Origin of the sequence: Spirosoma sp. KNUC1025 (genome assembly GCF_045160025.1) — a bacterium.
GTDB lineage: Bacteria > Bacteroidota > Bacteroidia > Cytophagales > Spirosomataceae > Spirosoma.
This window is the reverse complement of sequence record NZ_CP087139.1, coordinates 1,350,378-1,368,809: the sequence shown is the minus strand read 5'-3', so window position 1 is coordinate 1,368,809 and position 18,432 is coordinate 1,350,378. Positions and strand designations below refer to the sequence as shown.

Here is an 18,432-nt window from a genome sequence, read left to right as displayed (position 1 = left end):
GATTAGGTTAAATTATATACTCCCACCACAGCATATTTTCTATCCGGTCAAACATGCGAAACCCGTTTTTTATCAACACCTTTTGCGAAGCTACATTTTCGGCTTCCGTGTCGGCCACCACCCGCTGCACGTCTGGCTGCTGTATGACCCACTTCAGCAAACCACCCACCATTTCAGTCATATAGCCCTGACGATGAAGTGCTGGATAGGTACCATAACCGATTTCTACGCTTCCTGTCTCGTCGGGTTCGCCTTTAAACTTGGCTTCTGCTACAAACTGTTGCTTCTGCCGGTCAATGGCCATCCACATGGTATGATAAAGCGGGTCGAGCGCAGGGTCTTCCAGCCGGGGAATAGCGAAATGCGTAATGATGCTACGTAACGGTTCAACGACTTCCCGATGCCCTTTTTGTAAGCCTAATGTCTTTTCTAACTGGTGCGTATTGGCTATATGCAGATGAAGCTGCTCCAAAGAGAGTGGAATCAGCGTCAGACGAGTGGTTTCAATCATATACCCATGGTGTTTAAAACTGCCCTTCACTAACACTCCACCCGCCATCTACTGTCAGGACCTGCCCGGTGGTAAACGCCGAATAGTCGGACATAAAATAAACGGCGGCACCATCCAGATCATTCGGCTGCCCAATACGTCCCCCGTCAAGTGGTTGCTTGGTTTTGGTAAAGGCCATAATGGCATCGTCCTTTGCGGCTCGTTGCGCCATAGGTGTTTCGACCAGAGCGGGGGCCAATACGTTAATACGGATATTGTCCGCTGCATAATACGACGCGATTGATTTAGTGAAACCAATGACGGCCGATTTTACAGCTGCGTAGGCATGAGTAGCAAAATAGGTTGGCGAAGGCCGGGAGCCAAGCACAGATCCCATGTTAAGAATGGTACCACCAGTTTGCTGAGCACGAAAAGCCCGAACGGCTGCCTGATTCGATAACATAAGCGCCGTAAGGTTAAGATTAACGGTATAATCCCATCCCTCCAGCGTCAGTTCGTGCAGCGGCCCATCGCCAAACCGACGACCACTGCCACCTGCTACGTGGTACAATCCGTCAAAGCCACCAAAAATCTGCTGGCACAGGGCGATGGCTTTAGGCGCCGTTTGCGGATCAGCCCCGTCGCCCGACATCGCCAGCCCCTGACCATCAAGCATTTTTTCGGCCGTAGTGCAGCTTTCGGAATTTCGCCCAACGACAACAACCTGAGCCCCCTCGCGCACAAAGGCCAGGGCTGCCGACAAGCCAATACCCGTAGTGCCGCCAATGACAACTAATTTTTTAGATGCTAACCACATTCGATTGGTACGTATTTATGCCGATACGTAATAAAAGTCTTTGTCCGCTCAACTTACTGATTGTTGAGTTAGGCAGTTTGTATGCCTTTAGATGCCCGGGCAGTATTTGCCAAAGGGATGTGAGACACACTATAGACCAATAACTTACAGCTACTTAAACAAGGTCCTTTTCGCTGATTTTGCCGGTTTGTTTATCTTTCAGAATTACCTTGTGGCGACCGTCGTGCGTAACTTCTTCCTTGATAAGGTAATATTGATCGTCATAATCCACCAAGGTCGATTCCGGCTTAAGTCCTTCCTGTCCCCGCCAAACGGGCAGGTGGACTTTCTCCCACTGTTTCGTTTCAGCAGATTTATAAGCGGCATCCAGCACAGCATTGACTACATAGCCATCGTAAAACGTTTCGGCGGGTTCGCGGCCAGCTTCCTGCGAATTAAACATGTCGGTAAACATATGGTTGTAGCCCAGATCGTTGACTTCATCGCCCACCGGAAATAGCCAGCCTGAAGTCGACTCGGCTTTTTCGGCTACGTAATCAGCGCCTTTCCCCGTTGTGAACATCTCGAAGCCGGTACGCAGGAAGTTGTTAATCCAGATGGTGCCCTCCGTACCCATTACTTCGTCGCGAAGATCCATACCGCCCCGGAAAGTCCAGCTGACTTCAAATTGCCCGATGGCGCCGTTCTCGTACTTCACCAACGCAATAGCATGATCTTCAGCGTCGATGGGTTTTACCTGCGTAGCGGCCCAGCACATCACTTCTACGGGTTTCACATCTTTGCCAATAAAATTCCGGGCAATTTCAACGCAGTGGCAGCCCAGATCGAGCATACAGCCTCCGCCAGCCTGCTCTTTGTCCCAAAACCAGTCGGAGTGAGGACCCGGATGCGTTTCGCGGGATTTTGCCCAGAGGATTCGGCCTAAGGCTCCATTCTTAACGCTATCCAGTGATTTAAGGAACTTTGGCGTATAACAGAGGTCTTCAAGGTAGCCCGCGAAAATGCCAGCCTCCTCAACGGTTTTCATCATGCGCAGTGCTTCTTCGCCCGTACGGCCCAGCGGCTTTGTGCAAACGACTGATTTTTTATGCTTGGCGCACAGATTGACGGCGGTTTCGTGAATATTATTCGGCAGGGCAATGCAAACCATGTCAACATCTGGATGCGCAATCACTTCTTCCATATTGGTCGAAGCAAAATCACAGCCGTAATCCTGAGCAAATTTTTTGGCCGTTTCCTCCCGTCGGGCGTAAATGGCAACAACCTTATCGCGGCTGCGTTGTCCGTGAATCGAATCAGCATAAAAGCGGCCGATAAAACCGCCACCGAGCATGGCAATACGTTGCATAGGTAAGAGTTGGGGTATAAGGTTAATCCGTACTTTCGCAGCGTTAAATATGGGGAAACTCTGCTGATTACTTAATTCATGCCCAACATTTTTGATATCCATACCATTTTCTTTACCGTATGGGATTACCCAATGAGTTATCTGGAGTTTTTCGGCGCCACTACCGGAGCCGTAGCTGTGTGGCTTTCAGCACGGGCGAATATCTGGAGCTGGCCTATTGGCGCGGTTAGCGTGTTGCTGTTTTTCTTTCTGTTTTACCAGATTCAGTTGTATCCCGATATGTTTTTGCAGGTATTTTTCTTCGTCACCAATATACAGGGATGGTGGCGCTGGAAACACCCGAAACAAAACGAGGCCGATCAGCATCAGGAACTTCGCATCAGCCGGATGCCGGGTCGACAGTTACTAATCTGGACGCTTTCTGGATTTCTGGCAACAGCTGTACTTGGTACGTTTGCCAGCAACCTGCACGAGTGGTTTCCGCTGCTGTTCAACCAACCCAGCGCGTTTCCTTACCTCGATTCCTTTACGACCGTTATGAGTGTCGTGGCCACTTTTCTGATGATCGAAAAGCGCGTAGAATGCTGGTACGTCTGGTTAGGGGTAGACATCATTCTGACGTATATGTACTTTGTGAAAGGCGTCAAATTTGTGGGTGCCGAGTATTTTGTGTTCTGCTTCGTGGCGGCCATTGGCGCCTGGAGCTGGACGCGTGAGTACCGGGATTATACACCACTTACTTCCTCCTAAATCATATACCGTTATACTACGATGACAGGACTGGTTTTCGGTAAGTTTATGCCCGTTCATAAGGGCCATCTGGCGTTGATCGAGTTTGCGCGGCAGCAGTGTGATCGCCTTATTGTGTCCATGACAATTACGCCCGACGATGTCATTCAACCCGACCTTCGCTTTCACTGGCTGACAGAACTACTTGCGCCGTATCCAGAGATTGAGGTCGTAGCCGAATCCGACGACTTCCATGATCCTACCTTGCCTTTATGGGAAGCCACCAAACTCTGGGCCGCCTTCATTAAAACACGCTTTCCGACCGTAAGTGTGTTTTTTTCATCAGAAGAATACGCCATCCCATTAGCACATCATTCGGGTTTACGGCATGTTGCCTTTGATCCACCCCGACATAGGGTACCGGTTTCTGCTACGTTAATCCGTCAGCAGCCCGCCCGCTATTGGGCCTACATTCCGGAGATAGTTCGTCCTTATTTCGTAAAAAAGGTCTGCTTATTCGGGCCAGAAAGCGTAGGCAAAACAACTTTAGCGCAACAGCTAGCCAACGAATACCAGACCCGTTTTGTACCGGAAATGGCCCGTAGTATGATTACGTCTAATGATTTTACCCTCAACGACATTATTCAAATTGGAAAGGCTCAGACTGAAGCTGTCCAGTTGGCCGAGCGTAGTGCCAATCGGGTTTTGTTTTGCGATACCGACGTAATTACTACCCAGATTTACGCTAGTATTTATTTTCAGCAGGTGCCGCCTGTGCTGTATGAATTGGAGATGCAGGTGCGTTACGACGCCTATATTTTATTGGATATCGACATTCCCTGGGTAGCTGATAATCTACGTGATTTTGGGCATCAGCGCTCTGAAATGCTGTCTCGTTTTCGGTATGAACTCGATAAGCGGAATTACGTATATACGCTGGTAAGCGGTAGTTATACGGAGCGGTTTGAAGCGGCTAAAAGGATAGCTGATACGTTAATAAAATAGGACGTTTTTTAGATATACAATTATGATACAAAACTCATAAAATAGAACTTTTAAAAGAAATTTAACCTATAAACTACTGATAGTTATGATATTACTTATTTTGTACTATAATTTTGCAAAAAGAACCAAACATTGAACCTCTATGGCAGTTGCCAAACAATTTCTCAAAAGCAAACCTATTGCAAAAGTAACGTTTGAGTTGCCGGCAGAAGCCGTCAATGGTGCAAAAACGGTCGCTCTGGCCGGTGAATTCAACAGCTGGGACCCTTCTGCAGCAGCGTTGAAAAAACAAAAAGATGGTTCGTACAAAACTACGGTAGAACTGCCTGTTGGTGGCGAGTATCAGTATCGCTATGTGCTGGATGGCGCAACATGGATAAATGATTGGGCCGCTGACAAATACGTAGCCAGTGGTGTTGCGGGTGAAGAGAACTCAGTTGTTGTTCTCTAAGAAAGACATTTACTAGATATAAAAATGGGTAGTCAGATCAAAGTCTGACTACCCATTTTTAATTGATAGCGGATGCCTATAGAACCGTTGTTACACAGCAAAGCTATCTGATTCGACATACGCTTTTATCAGCGCCAGTTCACCCTCTTTGCCCGGTTTCGAGTTGCCGTGCTCCATACCGAAGATGTACTCTTTATTAGCTGCTTTCTGCTTGTCGTAAATGTATTTGAATACATTTTTATAATTGATTTCACCAGTTGTCGGCTCTTTACGACCAGGGTTGTCGCCAATCTGAAAATAGCCTATCTCGCTCCAGCACCAATTTATATGCGGAATAATATGGCCTTCATTTTTCTGCATGTGATAAATGTCGAACAGAATTTTACAGGCAGGGCTATTCACTGCCCGGCAAATTTCGTACGTCTGGTCGGAGGTACGCAAAAACAGATTCGGTGTGTCGCTTAGCGGTTCCAGTACCATTGCTACGCCAGCAGGCGCCAGGATGTCTGCGCCACGACGTAGCGCATCAATTACGTTCCCGGTTTGAATACCAATTGGCAGATTACGGTCAAAATCGCCGGGTACAACAGTGGTTAGTTTGGCATTTACCCGTTTGGCCGTTTCAACCGCTTTTTGACAACCCTTCAGGAAAATATCAACGTATTCGGGTTTCCCAGATGCCAATGTATTCTGAGAGTTTCCACCCTTGTCGAGAACGAACACGCCCATCGACATGCCCAGGCGGTTCATTTCCTGCGCGATTTTCTCCTGCATAGCGGGTTCGCGTCCCATCATGCCGTTATCTTCCAGCGCCGTGAAACCCATGTCGGCCATAAATTTGATCTGGTCGATAAGATCTTTTCCGGCGCTGTTTTCAAACATCCCAAAATGCGGGGCATACTTGAGTTTGAAATTGTTTTTGGCCAGGAAATTAGGCTGTGAATGCCATGTAGAAGCTACCGATTCGCCTGAAACGGCAGCAGTCAGGCTCAGCCCAGCCGCGCCAAATGATGATTTTACAAAGTTGCGTCGTTGCATGATGGTTGTTTGAACCAGAATTTATGTGATTTACTTGACGGACTATGATTTTCTATCAGCTTTCTGCGAAAGAAAAGAAATCAGGGTAATCAAAATAAACACATAAATCCGGTTTTATTTTCTTTTCAAAGTGGCTAAATATTCAACTAAATCGACTAATTCCTGTGTATTCATGGCCTCCTGCAAGCCCGATGGCATCATTGATGAGTCGATCTGCTTCATCGATACTACGTCCGCCATTTTGTAGTTCTGAACAACGCCCCCCGGGAATTTCATTTGCAGGTCCGTTTCGGTTTTGCTGGATACAATACCGGTCATGGAACTGCCGTCTTTAAATTTCACTTCCCAGCCTTCGTACCCAAAACTAATCCCGGCGTCGGGATGCAGAATAGCCAGGTATTGACCTTCTTTTGGCAATTTAGAGCCTATTTCAGACAGCTTAGGGCCAAAATCCATCCCTTCACTGTTTATCTGATGGCAGATTGAGCAGTTGTTTTTAAAGACGCTAACGCCCTTTTCAGCGCTCCCCGTCATGGCCAGCAGTTCATTGATATTCGGAAGTTTTTTACCCTCGGCGCTCTGGCCACCATCCAGGAAGCTGGCTGCCTGTTGACGTATGTTTTTACGCCAGTCGTTGCTTACGCCCTGTGCAGCCGCTTTTTTGAAATCGCCTTTAATATCGCCTGATTTCAACAAGGCCACGACCAGGTCAGCCCCTTCGGAACTACCCCCTAATGAACGGGTAGCCTCCCGACGTAATGCTACGGATCGATTTTCATCCAGCGCAACGGTCTTCAAAATCTCGATAGATTCTTTATTGCCAACTCGGCGAAGTGCCGTTAGCATACTAACAGCCGCTTCCGGATCGCTTCCATTGATAACGTTCCAAACCAAAGGCGCTCCACCTTGCTTTAGCAATTGGCGGGCAGCGTCACGTCCTAGTCCATCCATTGATTTTTGAACCGCTAACTGCTGCATATGCTCATTTTCGGAAACAGGTTCATAGCGGCTTATCAGTTCAATATACTCGGGCGTACCATACACATCTTTCATGAGCTTGGTAAGCGCCGTTGAGGCAACCGATGAATTACGCACAAAAGCAGGGTCGAGGTGACGAAGTGCCAGTTTTGTTACGTCGGTTGAACCGGTGTTTGCCTGAAGAATAGCCAACAGAGCCGTTGACTTTTCTGTAGCGCCGGGGTTGAAATCAAAAGCCCGGAAATAACGTAAGCGTTGGCTAATGTCAACAGCCGGATCGCCTGCCAGTTTGGCCAGCATGGGTACGGATTCTTTCGTGCGGGCACGCCAGACAATATCCCGACCGGCAGCACTGGCCAATGGGTCTTTCTGATTGGCCCAGGCAGTGTAATACGTATCCCAATTGCCATCTGCCCCGATTCCCAGCGCTTCCAGATACCAGCGATCTTTGCCGTCGTATTGGTTGGCTAGCTGCGCCCAAAGTGCCGGAGCTTCCGACGAGGTGTTCCGACGTAACGCAATGATGCATTCACGCCGTACCTGCGTGTCGGGATCATTAACAAGTTGTTTTACGTAGGGAATAATGTCAAGCTTTAATTCACGGGCGGCACGCAGGGCGGTTATGCGCAGATCCGGGTTATCGCTTTTCAGCGCCGTTTCAATGTATTTTTTGCCTTTATCCAGTTTGCTTAGCAACCACAATGCACGCGCCTGCATCCGCGGATTATCCGACGATTTATACAATTTAGCCAGCGACTTTTCCGCCTTACCGCCCATTTCATGGAGTTTTTGCCAGCCAGCGTACCGGATAGCCATATTTGGACTTTGCAGAGCTTCGATGGCGCCATCCGTAGTCGTTACGTCCACTTTAGGCATTTTGTAGGGCGAGTTTGGCGGTGCTACGCGATACACACGGCCGCGGTTCTGATCCCCAGCCTGATGCCCGCCCACGCCTGGGTCGTACCAATCGGCAATGATCAGCGACCCATCCGGCGCTACGCAAATATCAGCGGGACGAAACCACTGATCGCGAGTACCTTCAAGCACATTGACAATTTCAGCTTTATAACCAGCGCCATCTTTTTGTACAGGATACGACCGCACTACGTTTGGGCCAGCATCGCAGTGAATTACCTGATTGCGAAACACTTCCGGCAGCAGCTTGCCTTCATAAACTATAATACCCGTGGGGGAGCCTGCCCCTGTCTGAAGCAGATTCGGAACAACACCGGGATCGTTGAGATGCCAGTGCCGCCGGGAATTTCCGGTTCAACATTATCGCGGTTGGCCTGCCAGCCAGCTCCGGTCATTTCGTCGGTATAGCCGTAATTGCCGTATTCCATAACGTAGTTGATGCGAACGCCCTTGTTCCCGTCGTCATCATTGTCCGACTGCCACAATGTACCGTATGAGTCTACCGCCACTTCGTAGTTATTTCGGAAGTTTTGCCCCAACAGCTCTACGTTTTTACCGTCGGGATCACAGCGAAATACCATTCCCTGTTTGAAGTTCTGCTTGTCAATGGGTTTGCCGGTAGCAATATCGATAACGGGTTTACCGTCTTTATCGAGCAGTTGTTCACCCGCATTGCCGAAGTTGAAATACCATTTCCCATCGGGTCCGAAAACGAAGGTGTGCATGCCATGATCGTGTTGCTCACCACCGATACCTGTAAAGAGTAACTCTTTTTTATCGGCTTTATCATCGCCATTCTCGTCGGTGAGTACCCATACATTCGGGCTGTCGGACACGATTACTTTGTTTCCCTGTACCCAGATACCCAGTGGCGATTCGATGTCAGTCCCCTGATAAAATACTTTACTGACGTCTGCTTTTCCGTCGTTGTTCTGATCTTCCAGAATCATAATCCGGTCGCCTTCTTTTCGTGTCGGATTGCCGTTGATAGCGGGCCGATAATTGTAAGCCTCACAAACCCACACACGGCCACGCGCATCCACATCAATATCGGTCGGATTGGTCAACATAGGCTCAGAAGCAAAAAGCGTTGCTTCTAATCCAGATGCTACGTTCAGGCTACCAACAGCGTATTTAGGATCATGTTTATCATCATCGCTTAATTGAGCAAATAACTTAGTCAAGTAACGATCCGAAGCAGCGTTAAGACTTCGGTTTTGATAAGCACCTATAAAGGTCCCGCCGATGATCAATGCCGACGCAGAAAAGGCAATTGCCCGCCGGGACATCACGGAGCGTTTAGTAACTACAAATGGCTTCATAATTTATCGTATGAGAAAGAAGGCGTCAGACTGGAACTAAGAAAAGTATACGTACTCTATAAAGTGCTAATAAAGCGTATTTATACCCATTAAATCAGTAATTTATCAGGTCAATTTTTTCTGTATATAGTACTAATTTTGATTCATTTACGTAGCATTGCATAGCCTTGATGGCAAATAACCCTAAACCGTTCACCACTATGGGATTTCTGTATTCAATTTTATTAGGCGGTATTGCCGGATTTATTGCCAGTCGAATTATGGACAGTCATCATTCAGCCCTTATCAATATACTGTTGGGTATTGTTGGAGGCTGGGTTGGAGGATTCATTGCCAAACGGCTTGGTAACGACCCAGAGAACGATGGTTTGCTAATGAATCTGTTGATTTCAGTAATTGGCGCCGTCGTGCTGATCTTTATCGGTCGGCTATTCTAGTACTTTAGAGCACAAACAGCCGTACCGGAAGCATCCCTCCAACACGGCTGTTTGTGCTCTGAATTAGTTACTTACAAATTTTGCTTCTTCAATTCGGCTACAGCGAAACTAGCAGCCCGCGCTGTAAGTGCCATGTACGTCAGCGACGGATTGACACAGGACGCCGATACCATACAGGCTCCATCGGTTACGAATACGTTTCTGGCTTCGTGAACCTGATTGTTACCATTCAGAATTGACGTTTTCGGATCACGGCCCATGCGAGCCGTTCCCATTTCGTGAATGGCCATTCCCAGGTAAGAGCCGCGGTCGTAGGCTTTAACGTTCTTCACGCCCGATGATTCCAGCATCTCTTTGGCGTCGTTCATCATGTCGACGCGCATTTTCTTCTCGTTTTCCTTGAGTTCGGCATCAAATACCACTAACGGCATCCCCCATTTATCCTTTTCGTTTTTATCGAGGTACATGCGGTTCTCATAGTAAGGCAATGTTTCGCCGAACCCTCCCAAGCCCATCGTCCAGGGACCGGGTTTGGTTAATTCGTCTTTATAGTCTGCCCCAAAACTCATTTCGGCAATGTTACGCTGCCATCCCTGACGACTACCCCCACCCTGATAGCCAAAGCCGCGTAGATAATCGCGTTTATCGGTACCTATATTCCGGTAGCGTGGTACGTAAATGCCGTTAGCGCGACGACCGATATAGTATTTGTCCAGATCGCCTTCCCATTCACCTGCGGCTCCAATACGGAAATGGTGGTCCATGAGATTATGACCCAGTTGGCCGGAATCATTACCAAAACCGTTTGGAAAGCGATTCGACGTTGAATTCAGAAGAATGGCGGTCGTTCCCAACGAGCTTCCACACACGAAAATAATTTTGGCAAAATACTCCTTGCTCTGAAGCGTAACGGCATCAACGATACGTACTCCGGTAGCTTTCTTTTTATTTTCGTCATACAGAACTTCCGTTACAACCGAGTCGGGCCGGAGCGTAAGACGTCCTGTTTTAGCAGCTGGGGGTAGCGTACACGACTGCGTACTAAAATAAGCGCCGTATGGACACCCTAGCGAACACTTATTTCGATACTGGCATGGAGCGCGGCCAACACCCAGTTGCGCTTCCCCCGCTTTGGACAGATTAGCCACCCGGCCAATGGTCATGGTGCGTCCGGGGAAGTTCTTTTCAATGCGCTTGCGAACTTCTTTCTCCACACAATACATCTCCATTGGCGGCAAAAACTCGCTATCGGGTAGTTGAGGAAGATTAAGTTTTTCACCCGAGATACCAACGAACTTTTCAACGTATGAATACCAGGGGGCAACATCCTTATAGCGGATTGGCCAGTCAACAGCAATGCCATCTTTCGCGTTGGCTTCGAAATCAATGTCGCTTAGCCGATACGACTGTCGTCCCCACATGATGGATTTTCCACCAACGATGTTAGGCCGATACCAGTCGAATCGTTTGTCTTCTTTATAGAGGGCATCCGTATCTTTCATCCAATACGTTTCGGTCATTTCGTTGTACGGGTAATCGCGCATCAGTTTCGGATGTGATTCTTTCTGTGCTTCCGTCAATCGACCGTTGTACTTCGTTTGCCAAGGGTCTTTCATGGCATATTCGTAGCCTGTTACGTGTTCGAGCTGATGCCCTTTCTCGAGCATTAGTACTCGTAATCCTTTCTCGGTCAGTTCTTTCGACGCCCAGCCGCCCGTTATTCCAGAACCGATTACGATGGCGTCGTAGGTCTGATCTTTTATAGAATCTATATTGAGGTTCATATTTTTTGAATGGGTACGGAATACTATAAGATGGGCAATGCCTGTTTATAGGCTCTTCCCAACTTATTATTTATTATGAATTATTGATTATAGCGCCCAGGCTTTCTGACCGGGCTTGAGTGGCATGCAACCATTAAACTGGCCCGGTACAGGAAGGTATTCAAGCGCTTTGGTGGCACCGATTTCCGACGTAAAATACCCTGTCGTTGTTAATTCTTTTAATCGCAGAAAAAAGGGTTTATTCGAAGTCGTCAGCTCTTTAACCAGTTCATTTTTCTGAGCTGTATCCAGTGCTGTGAAGCTTTTGCCAAATTTTGTTTTGCTATCGGCGTCCAGTTTCGTTAACCCGGCATAAAAAGTGTCCTGATCAGCTTTGGGGTAGCAGTCGCGCATAACCCGAACGATAAATTTTTCGACACCGGCAGCTTTCGCTCCGGGCGTACTGGTTGTTGGGATGATTACATCAGCCACTTCAGCAAGCAAAGCCTCCTGCTCAGCCGTTACAGTAACACTGGGGCCGGTGTTGAGAACGCGACCCATTGCGCCCGCCAGGGTAGGTGCCGACAGGATACCGCCCATCATAAGGGCTGCCTGTTGCAAAGCTTCTCTACGTTTCATAGACAATAAAAAATTGGCAATTGGTAAAAGATATATTGTATTGTGGGTAATTTTCGGATAGCCGGACGTAGCAAATTGCTTCTGATTTCTGTGAATATCAATTGTAAAAGCATCTGAGCACAAAATTTTCCTTGGCCTACTCCAAAGAAATCAGAGAAAAGAAAATCCTCAGCTTACTGTACACCGAACGTCATAACGAAAAACCATGACATTCCTGGTACAGCAAACTGAGGATTTAACTTACTCTTTATTCGTATTTAAGCCAGAATCTGTAAATCCTGATACCAAAATCCGGTATCCCAATGATTACTGGTGGTTGTATAATGGCAATCCGTTTTGCCAGAGGGAGTATAGCTCCGCCGGACTACGTCGCCTTTGACAAAGGGTATCGGTGCGGAAAAAATTGGGCCATCATAAACGAAGGAATGATATTCACCATTTTCGCCACAGGGATCTACTGTTTTTGGCAGATCTCTCAGCAAATCCAGGTCTAATTCACGACCTGCAAATTCCGCGCTTAAGTATCGGTCATTCACGCAAACCAAAACGGCCCGGAAACCCAAATCGACAAATTCGTGGATTAACTCGGTCGTGTTACGTTGCCAGAGCGGAAAGCTTGCGTTCAGGCCAGCCTGTAGTAACTGTTCTTCCCGATAAAGCCGAAGATCCTCCAGAAAGATATCGCCGAAGATAGAATGGGTAATCTCGCTCTGTTGAAAAACCTGCAGCACTTCCTGCATACGCTTATTATACACGTCCATCGATACGTCGCCAGGCAGCGTCAGCAAATGCAGCGGAAGAGCTAGTCGTTCGGCCTGCGCAGTTAGCAGTTCTATCCGTACCCCATGCATACTCACGCGCTCGAATTGCTTATTGACGCTAGTTAACAACCCCAGCAGCTCCAACTCATCTGCCTGCAAACTGTGGTATAAGGCTAGGGCTGAATCTTTGCCCCCGCTCCAGTTCATGATCGCTTTTGCCCGACTCATCGGAAATAAAACCCTGATGGCGCAATTTCAGCCTTAACTGAATCGATAAGGGCACCGCTCTCTTCGTAACGTAACACGTAGCCTGCCTGCTTATACGAAGGGATTACACTTCCGTACAGCCGCCCCGTCTGAGGGTCCGCTCCTAAGGCACTAAATGCTCTGTTAAATACCGGAATGGCTGTAGAAGCCGTCGCATCAAGAATGGTAAATTTATAGGTCCGGTTATTGGCCGAGTAAAAAAAGGTTCTCTTATCCCGGCTAATGGCAATAGCACCGGGCGAAGCAGGCAGCGTTAGTCGTTTTTCGATAGACCGGCTTGGTATATCCATACGTATCATTTCAGAACCCGCCAGCACCCACAACTTACCATCAGCATCTACTGCTACAGGTTGGGGCGATGCGCTGAAGGCTATTTTCTGCTTGACTTCGTTCGTTTCTGTATTGATAATAGCCAGATTATTGTCGCCACTGTAGCCGACACTTCCCGCAAATACTTCGGTACCTGACACAACCATGGCTTCAACGCCCTTGACGGCAGGAATTTTCTTTGTAACAGTGCCAGTGTTCAGGTCCACGACAGCAATGTAACCGGGATCTTTAAAAAATGAGCCGTCGGAAAACGAACCCGATACATCCCAGCAACTGATATACGCTTTATTTAGCCCTACCTGAACGACGCGCCGTGGGTTTTCGATGTCGGGTGATTTTAACGTTGTGCGCGTCTTGAACGAGCCTGATTCGACTATCTCAACTTTATCAAGACTGGCAGCCGTATTGTCCACCAGAAGCAAGCCCTTTCCGTTCACTTCCGTAAAATCCTGCACACCACCACTGATGGTAAGAGAAGGGTTGGCCTTCACAAAAATGTTGGTTTGCACCGTATTGCCTACACGGGGCAGATACGAAAGAGACCCGTTATTATCGGAGAAATTGCCCTGATTCATTATGTACACACCCGTATCATAAGGCGTTGGTTCAGGGTCGGACGTTTTACAGTTCCAAACGCTCAAGGCCAGAAGGCCCAACGCGATTTCTCTCGTCAATTGCTTTTTCATGGAGTATTAGAAGGAAAATTTAATAGTACGTTTACCGACCAGTTTCGGCCCGGCATGGCATTCTGTTTGACGTTGATAAGCAATGCATCAAATACGTTATTTACCTGACCCTGGATACGGACCGACACCGGCTTCATCCTGACAGTCGTTTCCACCAGTACGTTGGCGAGCGTAGTGCCTTTGAAAAACTGACTATTATCAAATGTAACGTACCGGCGCGACGTAGTCTGCGATTGCAAGGTCAGCCGAGTTCGACCTCGCTGTATATAAGCATTGAACGTTCCTGTGTGAACCGGAACGTAGGGCAATTGCTTTCCAACGATATCCTGCGCGTATGCGTCATAGGCCCGTTCCTGCGAGGTACGCGTCAAGGCGTATCCTATTCGTAAACCAGCTTGAAATCGACTTTTCGTATACGTTAAAGCAGATGTAAGCTCAGCCCCCCGTGCCACTACTAACTGAAGATTTTCGACATGATAATCTTTTATAGGGTTCCAGTACGTCCAGTCGTCAATCCGGTTATGGTACGTAGTGATGTCTGTAGCCCAGTTCAGTTGTTCCGAGAACTTCACGACTGTAGATAGCCCTCCCTCTACGTTTAAACCCCGCTCAGGTCGGAGATTGGGGTTACCCAGTACAAGCCAGTACCGTTCGTTTAGGGTGGGGACCCGGTAGCTGTAGCCAACCGATCCTTTAGCAAGCAAGGTTAAAGCGTTATGTTGTATAACTTTATATTCAGCACCCAACGAGGGTGTCAAAGGTGGATTGAACCGCGTCACAAAAGGCTGGCGAAGATTGGCCGACAGCAGTAGACGATTCGCTTGAAGACGTAATAATGCATAAACATCCTGCCGATTTTCCGTAATTAATTCTTCACCATATCCATCCGTGTGCGTACGGTAGTGCGACCACTCACCCCCAATTCGAAGATTCAGGTTCACTTGTTGATTGGTAGGCCAGATGGCAAACTCTCGTTCAATACGTCCGATAAAGCGGTCGGTTTCTGTATGGCTGGGTTCATTAAAATTACCTTTTGCGTAATCGATCACATCACGAATCCAGCCTAGCCGAACAGTCAATTTATTCGCTTCATACGTACTCAGCAGCCGGGCCGACTGCGTTCGTGTGCGTTCACGGGCAATGACATCCTCTGGAGTAATTACAAGATCATTGTCTGTCAGCCACGCATTAACCGATATCTGCCGTCCGCTTTTATGCCGAAAAAACAAATCTTGGACCAGTCCGCGTTGAGCGGTTATAGATGGCTCTACAAAATGGCCTTTCCGTTCCCGATATGGATAATCGTTATTGATCTGAGTCCGGTAGGCAAACGTACGACCAGCCAAATGCCATGCCGTCCCTATCGATCCTCCATAGCGGATGCCAAGCTGTGTCTGATGGTTGTGAAATGAGGAAATCTGTTGGCCAATTGTTAGGCTGAATCTCTGTTGCCAATCGGGAGAACTGCCGAGCAAAATACTTCCGCCGACAGCATCGGACCCAATTACCGAACCGCCCGAACCGTATTGTACTGACAGACGATCAAAGCCAGAAATAGGTAACGTAGAAAAATCCGTCTGGCCCAGATTCGGCTGGTTGATATTAATTCCGTTCCAAAGAACGGCCGTGTGGTTAGCAGAAGTCCCACGAAATGAGACAGTTGCCAGCTGAGCTGGGCCATAATTTTTGAACGCTAATGGTGTGTTGAACGTCAGCAAATCAATTAATGAGCCAAACCGAAACTGAAGCAGGGTTACGGAATCGATCCGTTGCAGCTTTTGCCCTACCGAAAATCGCTCAGGAGCAATAGCCCGAACGGTCACGGCTGATAACGACACAGGAGAGCCATTACGTAATCGACCCATTGATAAGGAATCCGATTGCGCAAAACTGTTTTGTCCCGTCAGTACGTATACAAACAGACCAATCACCCACCAGAAAAGGGGTTGCTTTCCCACGATTATGCTAAAAAAGTGCGCTAAAAAAGCACGCGATTAAGGCGTTTCCACCGAACACCAGAACAGCGGATGGTCGTCGGCAGGTCTCCTGGCTTATCTTATCGGCTCGAACCTTCCCACACTATAATTAGCGCAGTGGTCACGTAGCATGAACCGACTTTTAGGTAATGAATAATGATTCCTGTATACTGATGTTAATTTACCAATTATACATTGTTCACTCTACACTATTCATTTCTTAAGACTTACAGTTGCGGGGACAGCATTGGCGTTGCACCAATTTCCCTATTAAGCCGTGAAAGTCGCCATGAAGCGACATCAGGCACCGAAAACTCTGGACAAAAGTAAGGAAATTTGCGAAAAGTTGTAGTAGAGCTACAGCTAGTGCCTCTAACCAAATTTTTATGAAGCAACCACTCTGGTCACTTAACAGACAAAAAGCACTCGTAACGGGCGGAACGAAGGGAATTGGCGAAGCCGTAGTTAAACAGTTTCTTGATCTTGGCGCATCTGTCTTTGTCGTTGCCCGAGACAATAATTTATTACAGAAGCAATTAGCTGATTACCAACGGCGTGGCTATGCAATTGATGGGTTAGCGGCTGACCTAAGCCAGCCGAATGCTGTAAACCAGCTTATCAAGGTTGTTACTGCCAAATGGGGTTCATTGGACATCCTCGTCAACAATGTCGGAACCAATATTCGAAAACCCACTGCTGAATATAATTCCAGCGAATACGAACACATTTTAAATACGAACCTTCGATCCGCTTATGCGCTTAGCCAATCAGCTTATCCCTTGTTGAAAGCTTCGGGCAATGGAAAAATCATTTTTGTGTCGTCGGTATCTGGTTTGGCTCACACGAGTAGCGGGTCACTTTATGGTATGACAAAAGCGGCCTTGTTACAACTGACGCGCAACCTCGCCGTCGAATGGGCACCGGATGGCATTCGGGTGAATGCTGTCGCCCCCTGGTATATTAATACCCCCTGGCCTCTCCCGTACTGACTAATCCGGATAAACTCGCGGGTATTCTGAAGCGAACCCCCCTGAATCGCATTGGCGAGCCTGAGGAAGTTGCTTCGGTTATTTCTTTCCTTAGTATGCCTGCCTCTGGTTACGTTACCGGACAAACGATCTCGGTAGATGGGGGGCTGATGGCATGGGCTTTTTAAATTCCGGCTACCATCGCTTTCATTTTGGCCATTGCCGTATTCGTTACGGTCTGGGCATCCTGCGCATAATACGCTTTATTGAACACTTCCAGTGATACGACAATGGGCTTATCGGTGCGTTTGATGAGCTTCAACGTATCACGGATGGGCGCAACGCCGTCGCCGGGGAAAACTCGGTCAGCATCCGTGATTTTCTCTCTTGGGAAGTCGGCGGTATAGTCATTTACGTGAAATACCTCAATGGCTGGCTTACCTACCAGCGGCAGACTTACATTCCCTGAACCTCCTTTATAGAGGTGATAAATATCCAGCAACACCCGCGCCGACGGATGACCACTTTCAATGGCTACGAACATAACCTCACTCAGTCGGCTTAGATTTGGCGAAAATCCCCACAGCTCCAGTTGAGGTACTACACCCGTTTTATCGCCTAATTCCAGGATGGCACGGTATCGTTCGGCAGCTTTGTATAAATCAATTTTAGGACTACCCGGTGTTTGAGCGCCAATCGGTGGGGTAGCGACCCGTTTGCAGCCTACCTCTGCCAACATCTCCATTTCTCGTTTGAGTTGGTCAAGTCCTTTGGCCCGGGCACTTTCATCATCGATAATCCAGGGCGCAAACCCTATGGCATTTTCGATCTTAATATTAGTATCGGCCAATACTTTACGAGCGTCGGCCGTAGTGCCTCCATTCTTCAGATACGTTTGAAGCGTTTCAACCCATATTTCAACTGAGCGGAAGCCAGCCTTCGACGCCGTTTCCAGTTCCTTAACAAATCCGAGTTTATGCCCCCGAATTGTGCTCATGTTCAGACAAATTGTGAAGGGAGCCATTGGGGCGGTGGCAGCCATTGCTGATGGTGAGGAAACAGACGTACCGGCAAAAGCGGTTAAAGCTGCCAGCGTTTGACGACGAGTTACAGATTGCGACATGAAGAGCTAAGAATTCAGGCGTTTAGACGACTACTTCATAAATGAGAAAAATAAGTAATCCTACTGCTTCTAACAGCATTATTAATAGCCTGAAGCATTACGTATTTTCGAATACCAATTAGCAAAGTAAGCTCGAAATTCGTGTACTGCCTGCCCGGACAGTTACTGATCACTTACCAGCCGCACCAAATATACCTCCGACGTTTTATCAGTTAAATTGACTACTCATAGTTACGCAATAGCCAATTGGCAAACTTTCTTTAAAATATTTTTCCATATCTGTTAATTATTTCCTACTTTTGCACTCCCAAACTCGGAACCGCGAGTCAACATTATATGAGGGTGAAGGTCTGCTTTGGCGGAAACCACATCTGACTTTGGACAAACAG

Annotated in this window: 14 protein-coding genes, 2 pseudogenes and 1 riboswitch; of the genes and pseudogenes, 5 read left to right on the top strand and 11 right to left on the bottom strand. The window is 47.8% G+C overall.

Going from position 1 to position 18,432, the window contains the following annotated elements; translation table 11 throughout:
* Nucleotides 1-7: 7 nt before the first annotated feature.
* From LN737_RS06075 to LN737_RS06065, 3 genes are all read right to left on the bottom strand, one after another.
* Entirely contained in the window at nt 8-511 is a 504-nt protein-coding gene (locus tag LN737_RS06075) for a GNAT family N-acetyltransferase (RefSeq protein WP_405517096.1), read from the bottom strand.
* A 13-nt stretch (nt 512-524) separates the two neighbouring features.
* Nucleotides 525-1,307 carry an SDR family NAD(P)-dependent oxidoreductase gene (locus tag LN737_RS06070; RefSeq protein WP_405517094.1) on the bottom strand — a complete coding sequence of 261 codons (783 nt, stop codon included), beginning with the start codon at nt 1,305-1,307 and terminating at the stop codon, nt 525-527.
* A 154-nt stretch (nt 1,308-1,461) separates the two neighbouring features.
* Nucleotides 1,462-2,655, bottom strand: a complete 1,194-nt coding sequence (locus tag LN737_RS06065; RefSeq protein ID WP_405517092.1) for a Gfo/Idh/MocA family protein — start codon at nt 2,653-2,655, stop codon at nt 1,462-1,464.
* Between the two features lie 78 nt (nt 2,656-2,733).
* Between LN737_RS06065 and pnuC the strand changes: the two genes are divergently transcribed.
* The 3 genes from pnuC to LN737_RS06050 all read left to right on the top strand — a co-directional run bounded on the left by pnuC (nt 2,734) and on the right by LN737_RS06050 (nt 4,840).
* On the top strand, nt 2,734-3,405 hold the full coding sequence (gene pnuC, locus LN737_RS06060; protein ID WP_405517090.1) for a nicotinamide riboside transporter PnuC: 672 nt from the start codon (nt 2,734-2,736) through the stop codon (nt 3,403-3,405).
* Nucleotides 3,406-3,426: 21 nt separating this feature from the next.
* A complete protein-coding gene (locus LN737_RS06055) occupies nt 3,427-4,389 on the top strand; it encodes an AAA family ATPase (protein ID WP_405517089.1) in 963 nt (320 codons plus the stop codon).
* Nucleotides 4,390-4,531: 142 nt separating this feature from the next.
* Nucleotides 4,532-4,840: an isoamylase early set domain-containing protein gene (locus LN737_RS06050; protein ID WP_405517087.1), complete on the top strand. Its 309-nt coding sequence runs from the start codon at nt 4,532-4,534 to the stop codon at nt 4,838-4,840.
* Between the two features lie 90 nt (nt 4,841-4,930).
* Here the strand turns inward: LN737_RS06050 and LN737_RS06045 are convergent, their stop codons facing one another.
* Together LN737_RS06045 and LN737_RS06040 are read right to left on the bottom strand one after the other, a co-directional pair.
* Complete coding sequence (locus LN737_RS06045) at nt 4,931-5,878, bottom strand: hydroxypyruvate isomerase family protein (protein WP_405517085.1); 948 nt, start codon at nt 5,876-5,878, stop codon at nt 4,931-4,933.
* Nucleotides 5,879-5,992: 114 nt separating this feature from the next.
* Nucleotides 5,993-9,093 (bottom strand): annotated as a pseudogene (locus LN737_RS06040) (PVC-type heme-binding CxxCH protein).
* Between the two features lie 200 nt (nt 9,094-9,293).
* On the opposite strand from LN737_RS06040, the gene LN737_RS06035 reads away from it, so the two are divergent.
* Complete coding sequence (locus LN737_RS06035) at nt 9,294-9,530, top strand: GlsB/YeaQ/YmgE family stress response membrane protein (protein ID WP_405517084.1); 237 nt, start codon at nt 9,294-9,296, stop codon at nt 9,528-9,530.
* 71 nt (nt 9,531-9,601) lie between these two features.
* Here the strand turns inward: LN737_RS06035 and LN737_RS06030 are convergent, their stop codons facing one another.
* From LN737_RS06030 to LN737_RS06010, 5 genes are all read right to left on the bottom strand, one after another.
* Nucleotides 9,602-11,314, bottom strand: a complete 1,713-nt coding sequence (locus LN737_RS06030; RefSeq protein ID WP_405517082.1) for a GMC oxidoreductase — start codon at nt 11,312-11,314, stop codon at nt 9,602-9,604.
* A gap of 87 nt (nt 11,315-11,401) precedes the next feature.
* Nucleotides 11,402-11,932 carry a gluconate 2-dehydrogenase subunit 3 family protein gene (locus tag LN737_RS06025; protein ID WP_405517080.1) on the bottom strand — a complete coding sequence of 177 codons (531 nt, stop codon included), beginning with the start codon at nt 11,930-11,932 and terminating at the stop codon, nt 11,402-11,404.
* 257 nt (nt 11,933-12,189) lie between these two features.
* Nucleotides 12,190-12,921: a diphthine--ammonia ligase gene (locus LN737_RS06020; RefSeq protein WP_405517079.1), complete on the bottom strand. Its 732-nt coding sequence runs from the start codon at nt 12,919-12,921 to the stop codon at nt 12,190-12,192.
* On the bottom strand, nt 12,918-13,976 hold the full coding sequence (locus LN737_RS06015; RefSeq protein WP_405517077.1) for a YncE family protein: 1,059 nt from the start codon (nt 13,974-13,976) through the stop codon (nt 12,918-12,920). Before LN737_RS06015 ends, LN737_RS06020 begins: the two co-directional genes overlap by 4 nt.
* Complete coding sequence (locus LN737_RS06010; RefSeq protein WP_405517075.1) at nt 13,973-15,934, bottom strand: TonB-dependent siderophore receptor; 1,962 nt, start codon at nt 15,932-15,934, stop codon at nt 13,973-13,975. Before LN737_RS06010 ends, LN737_RS06015 begins: the two co-directional genes overlap by 4 nt.
* A 60-nt stretch (nt 15,935-15,994) precedes the next feature.
* Nucleotides 15,995-16,279: riboswitch (cobalamin riboswitch) on the bottom strand.
* Nucleotides 16,280-16,338: 59 nt separating this feature from the next.
* Between LN737_RS06010 and LN737_RS06005 the strand changes: the two are divergent.
* Nucleotides 16,339-17,108 (top strand): annotated as a pseudogene (locus LN737_RS06005) (SDR family oxidoreductase).
* On the opposite strand, the gene LN737_RS06000 reads toward LN737_RS06005, so the two are convergent.
* Entirely contained in the window at nt 17,105-18,043 is a 939-nt protein-coding gene (locus tag LN737_RS06000) for a sugar phosphate isomerase/epimerase (RefSeq protein ID WP_405517073.1), read from the bottom strand. The pseudogene LN737_RS06005 and the gene LN737_RS06000 overlap by 4 nt on opposite strands.
* Between the last annotated feature and the right edge of the window lie 389 nt (nt 18,044-18,432).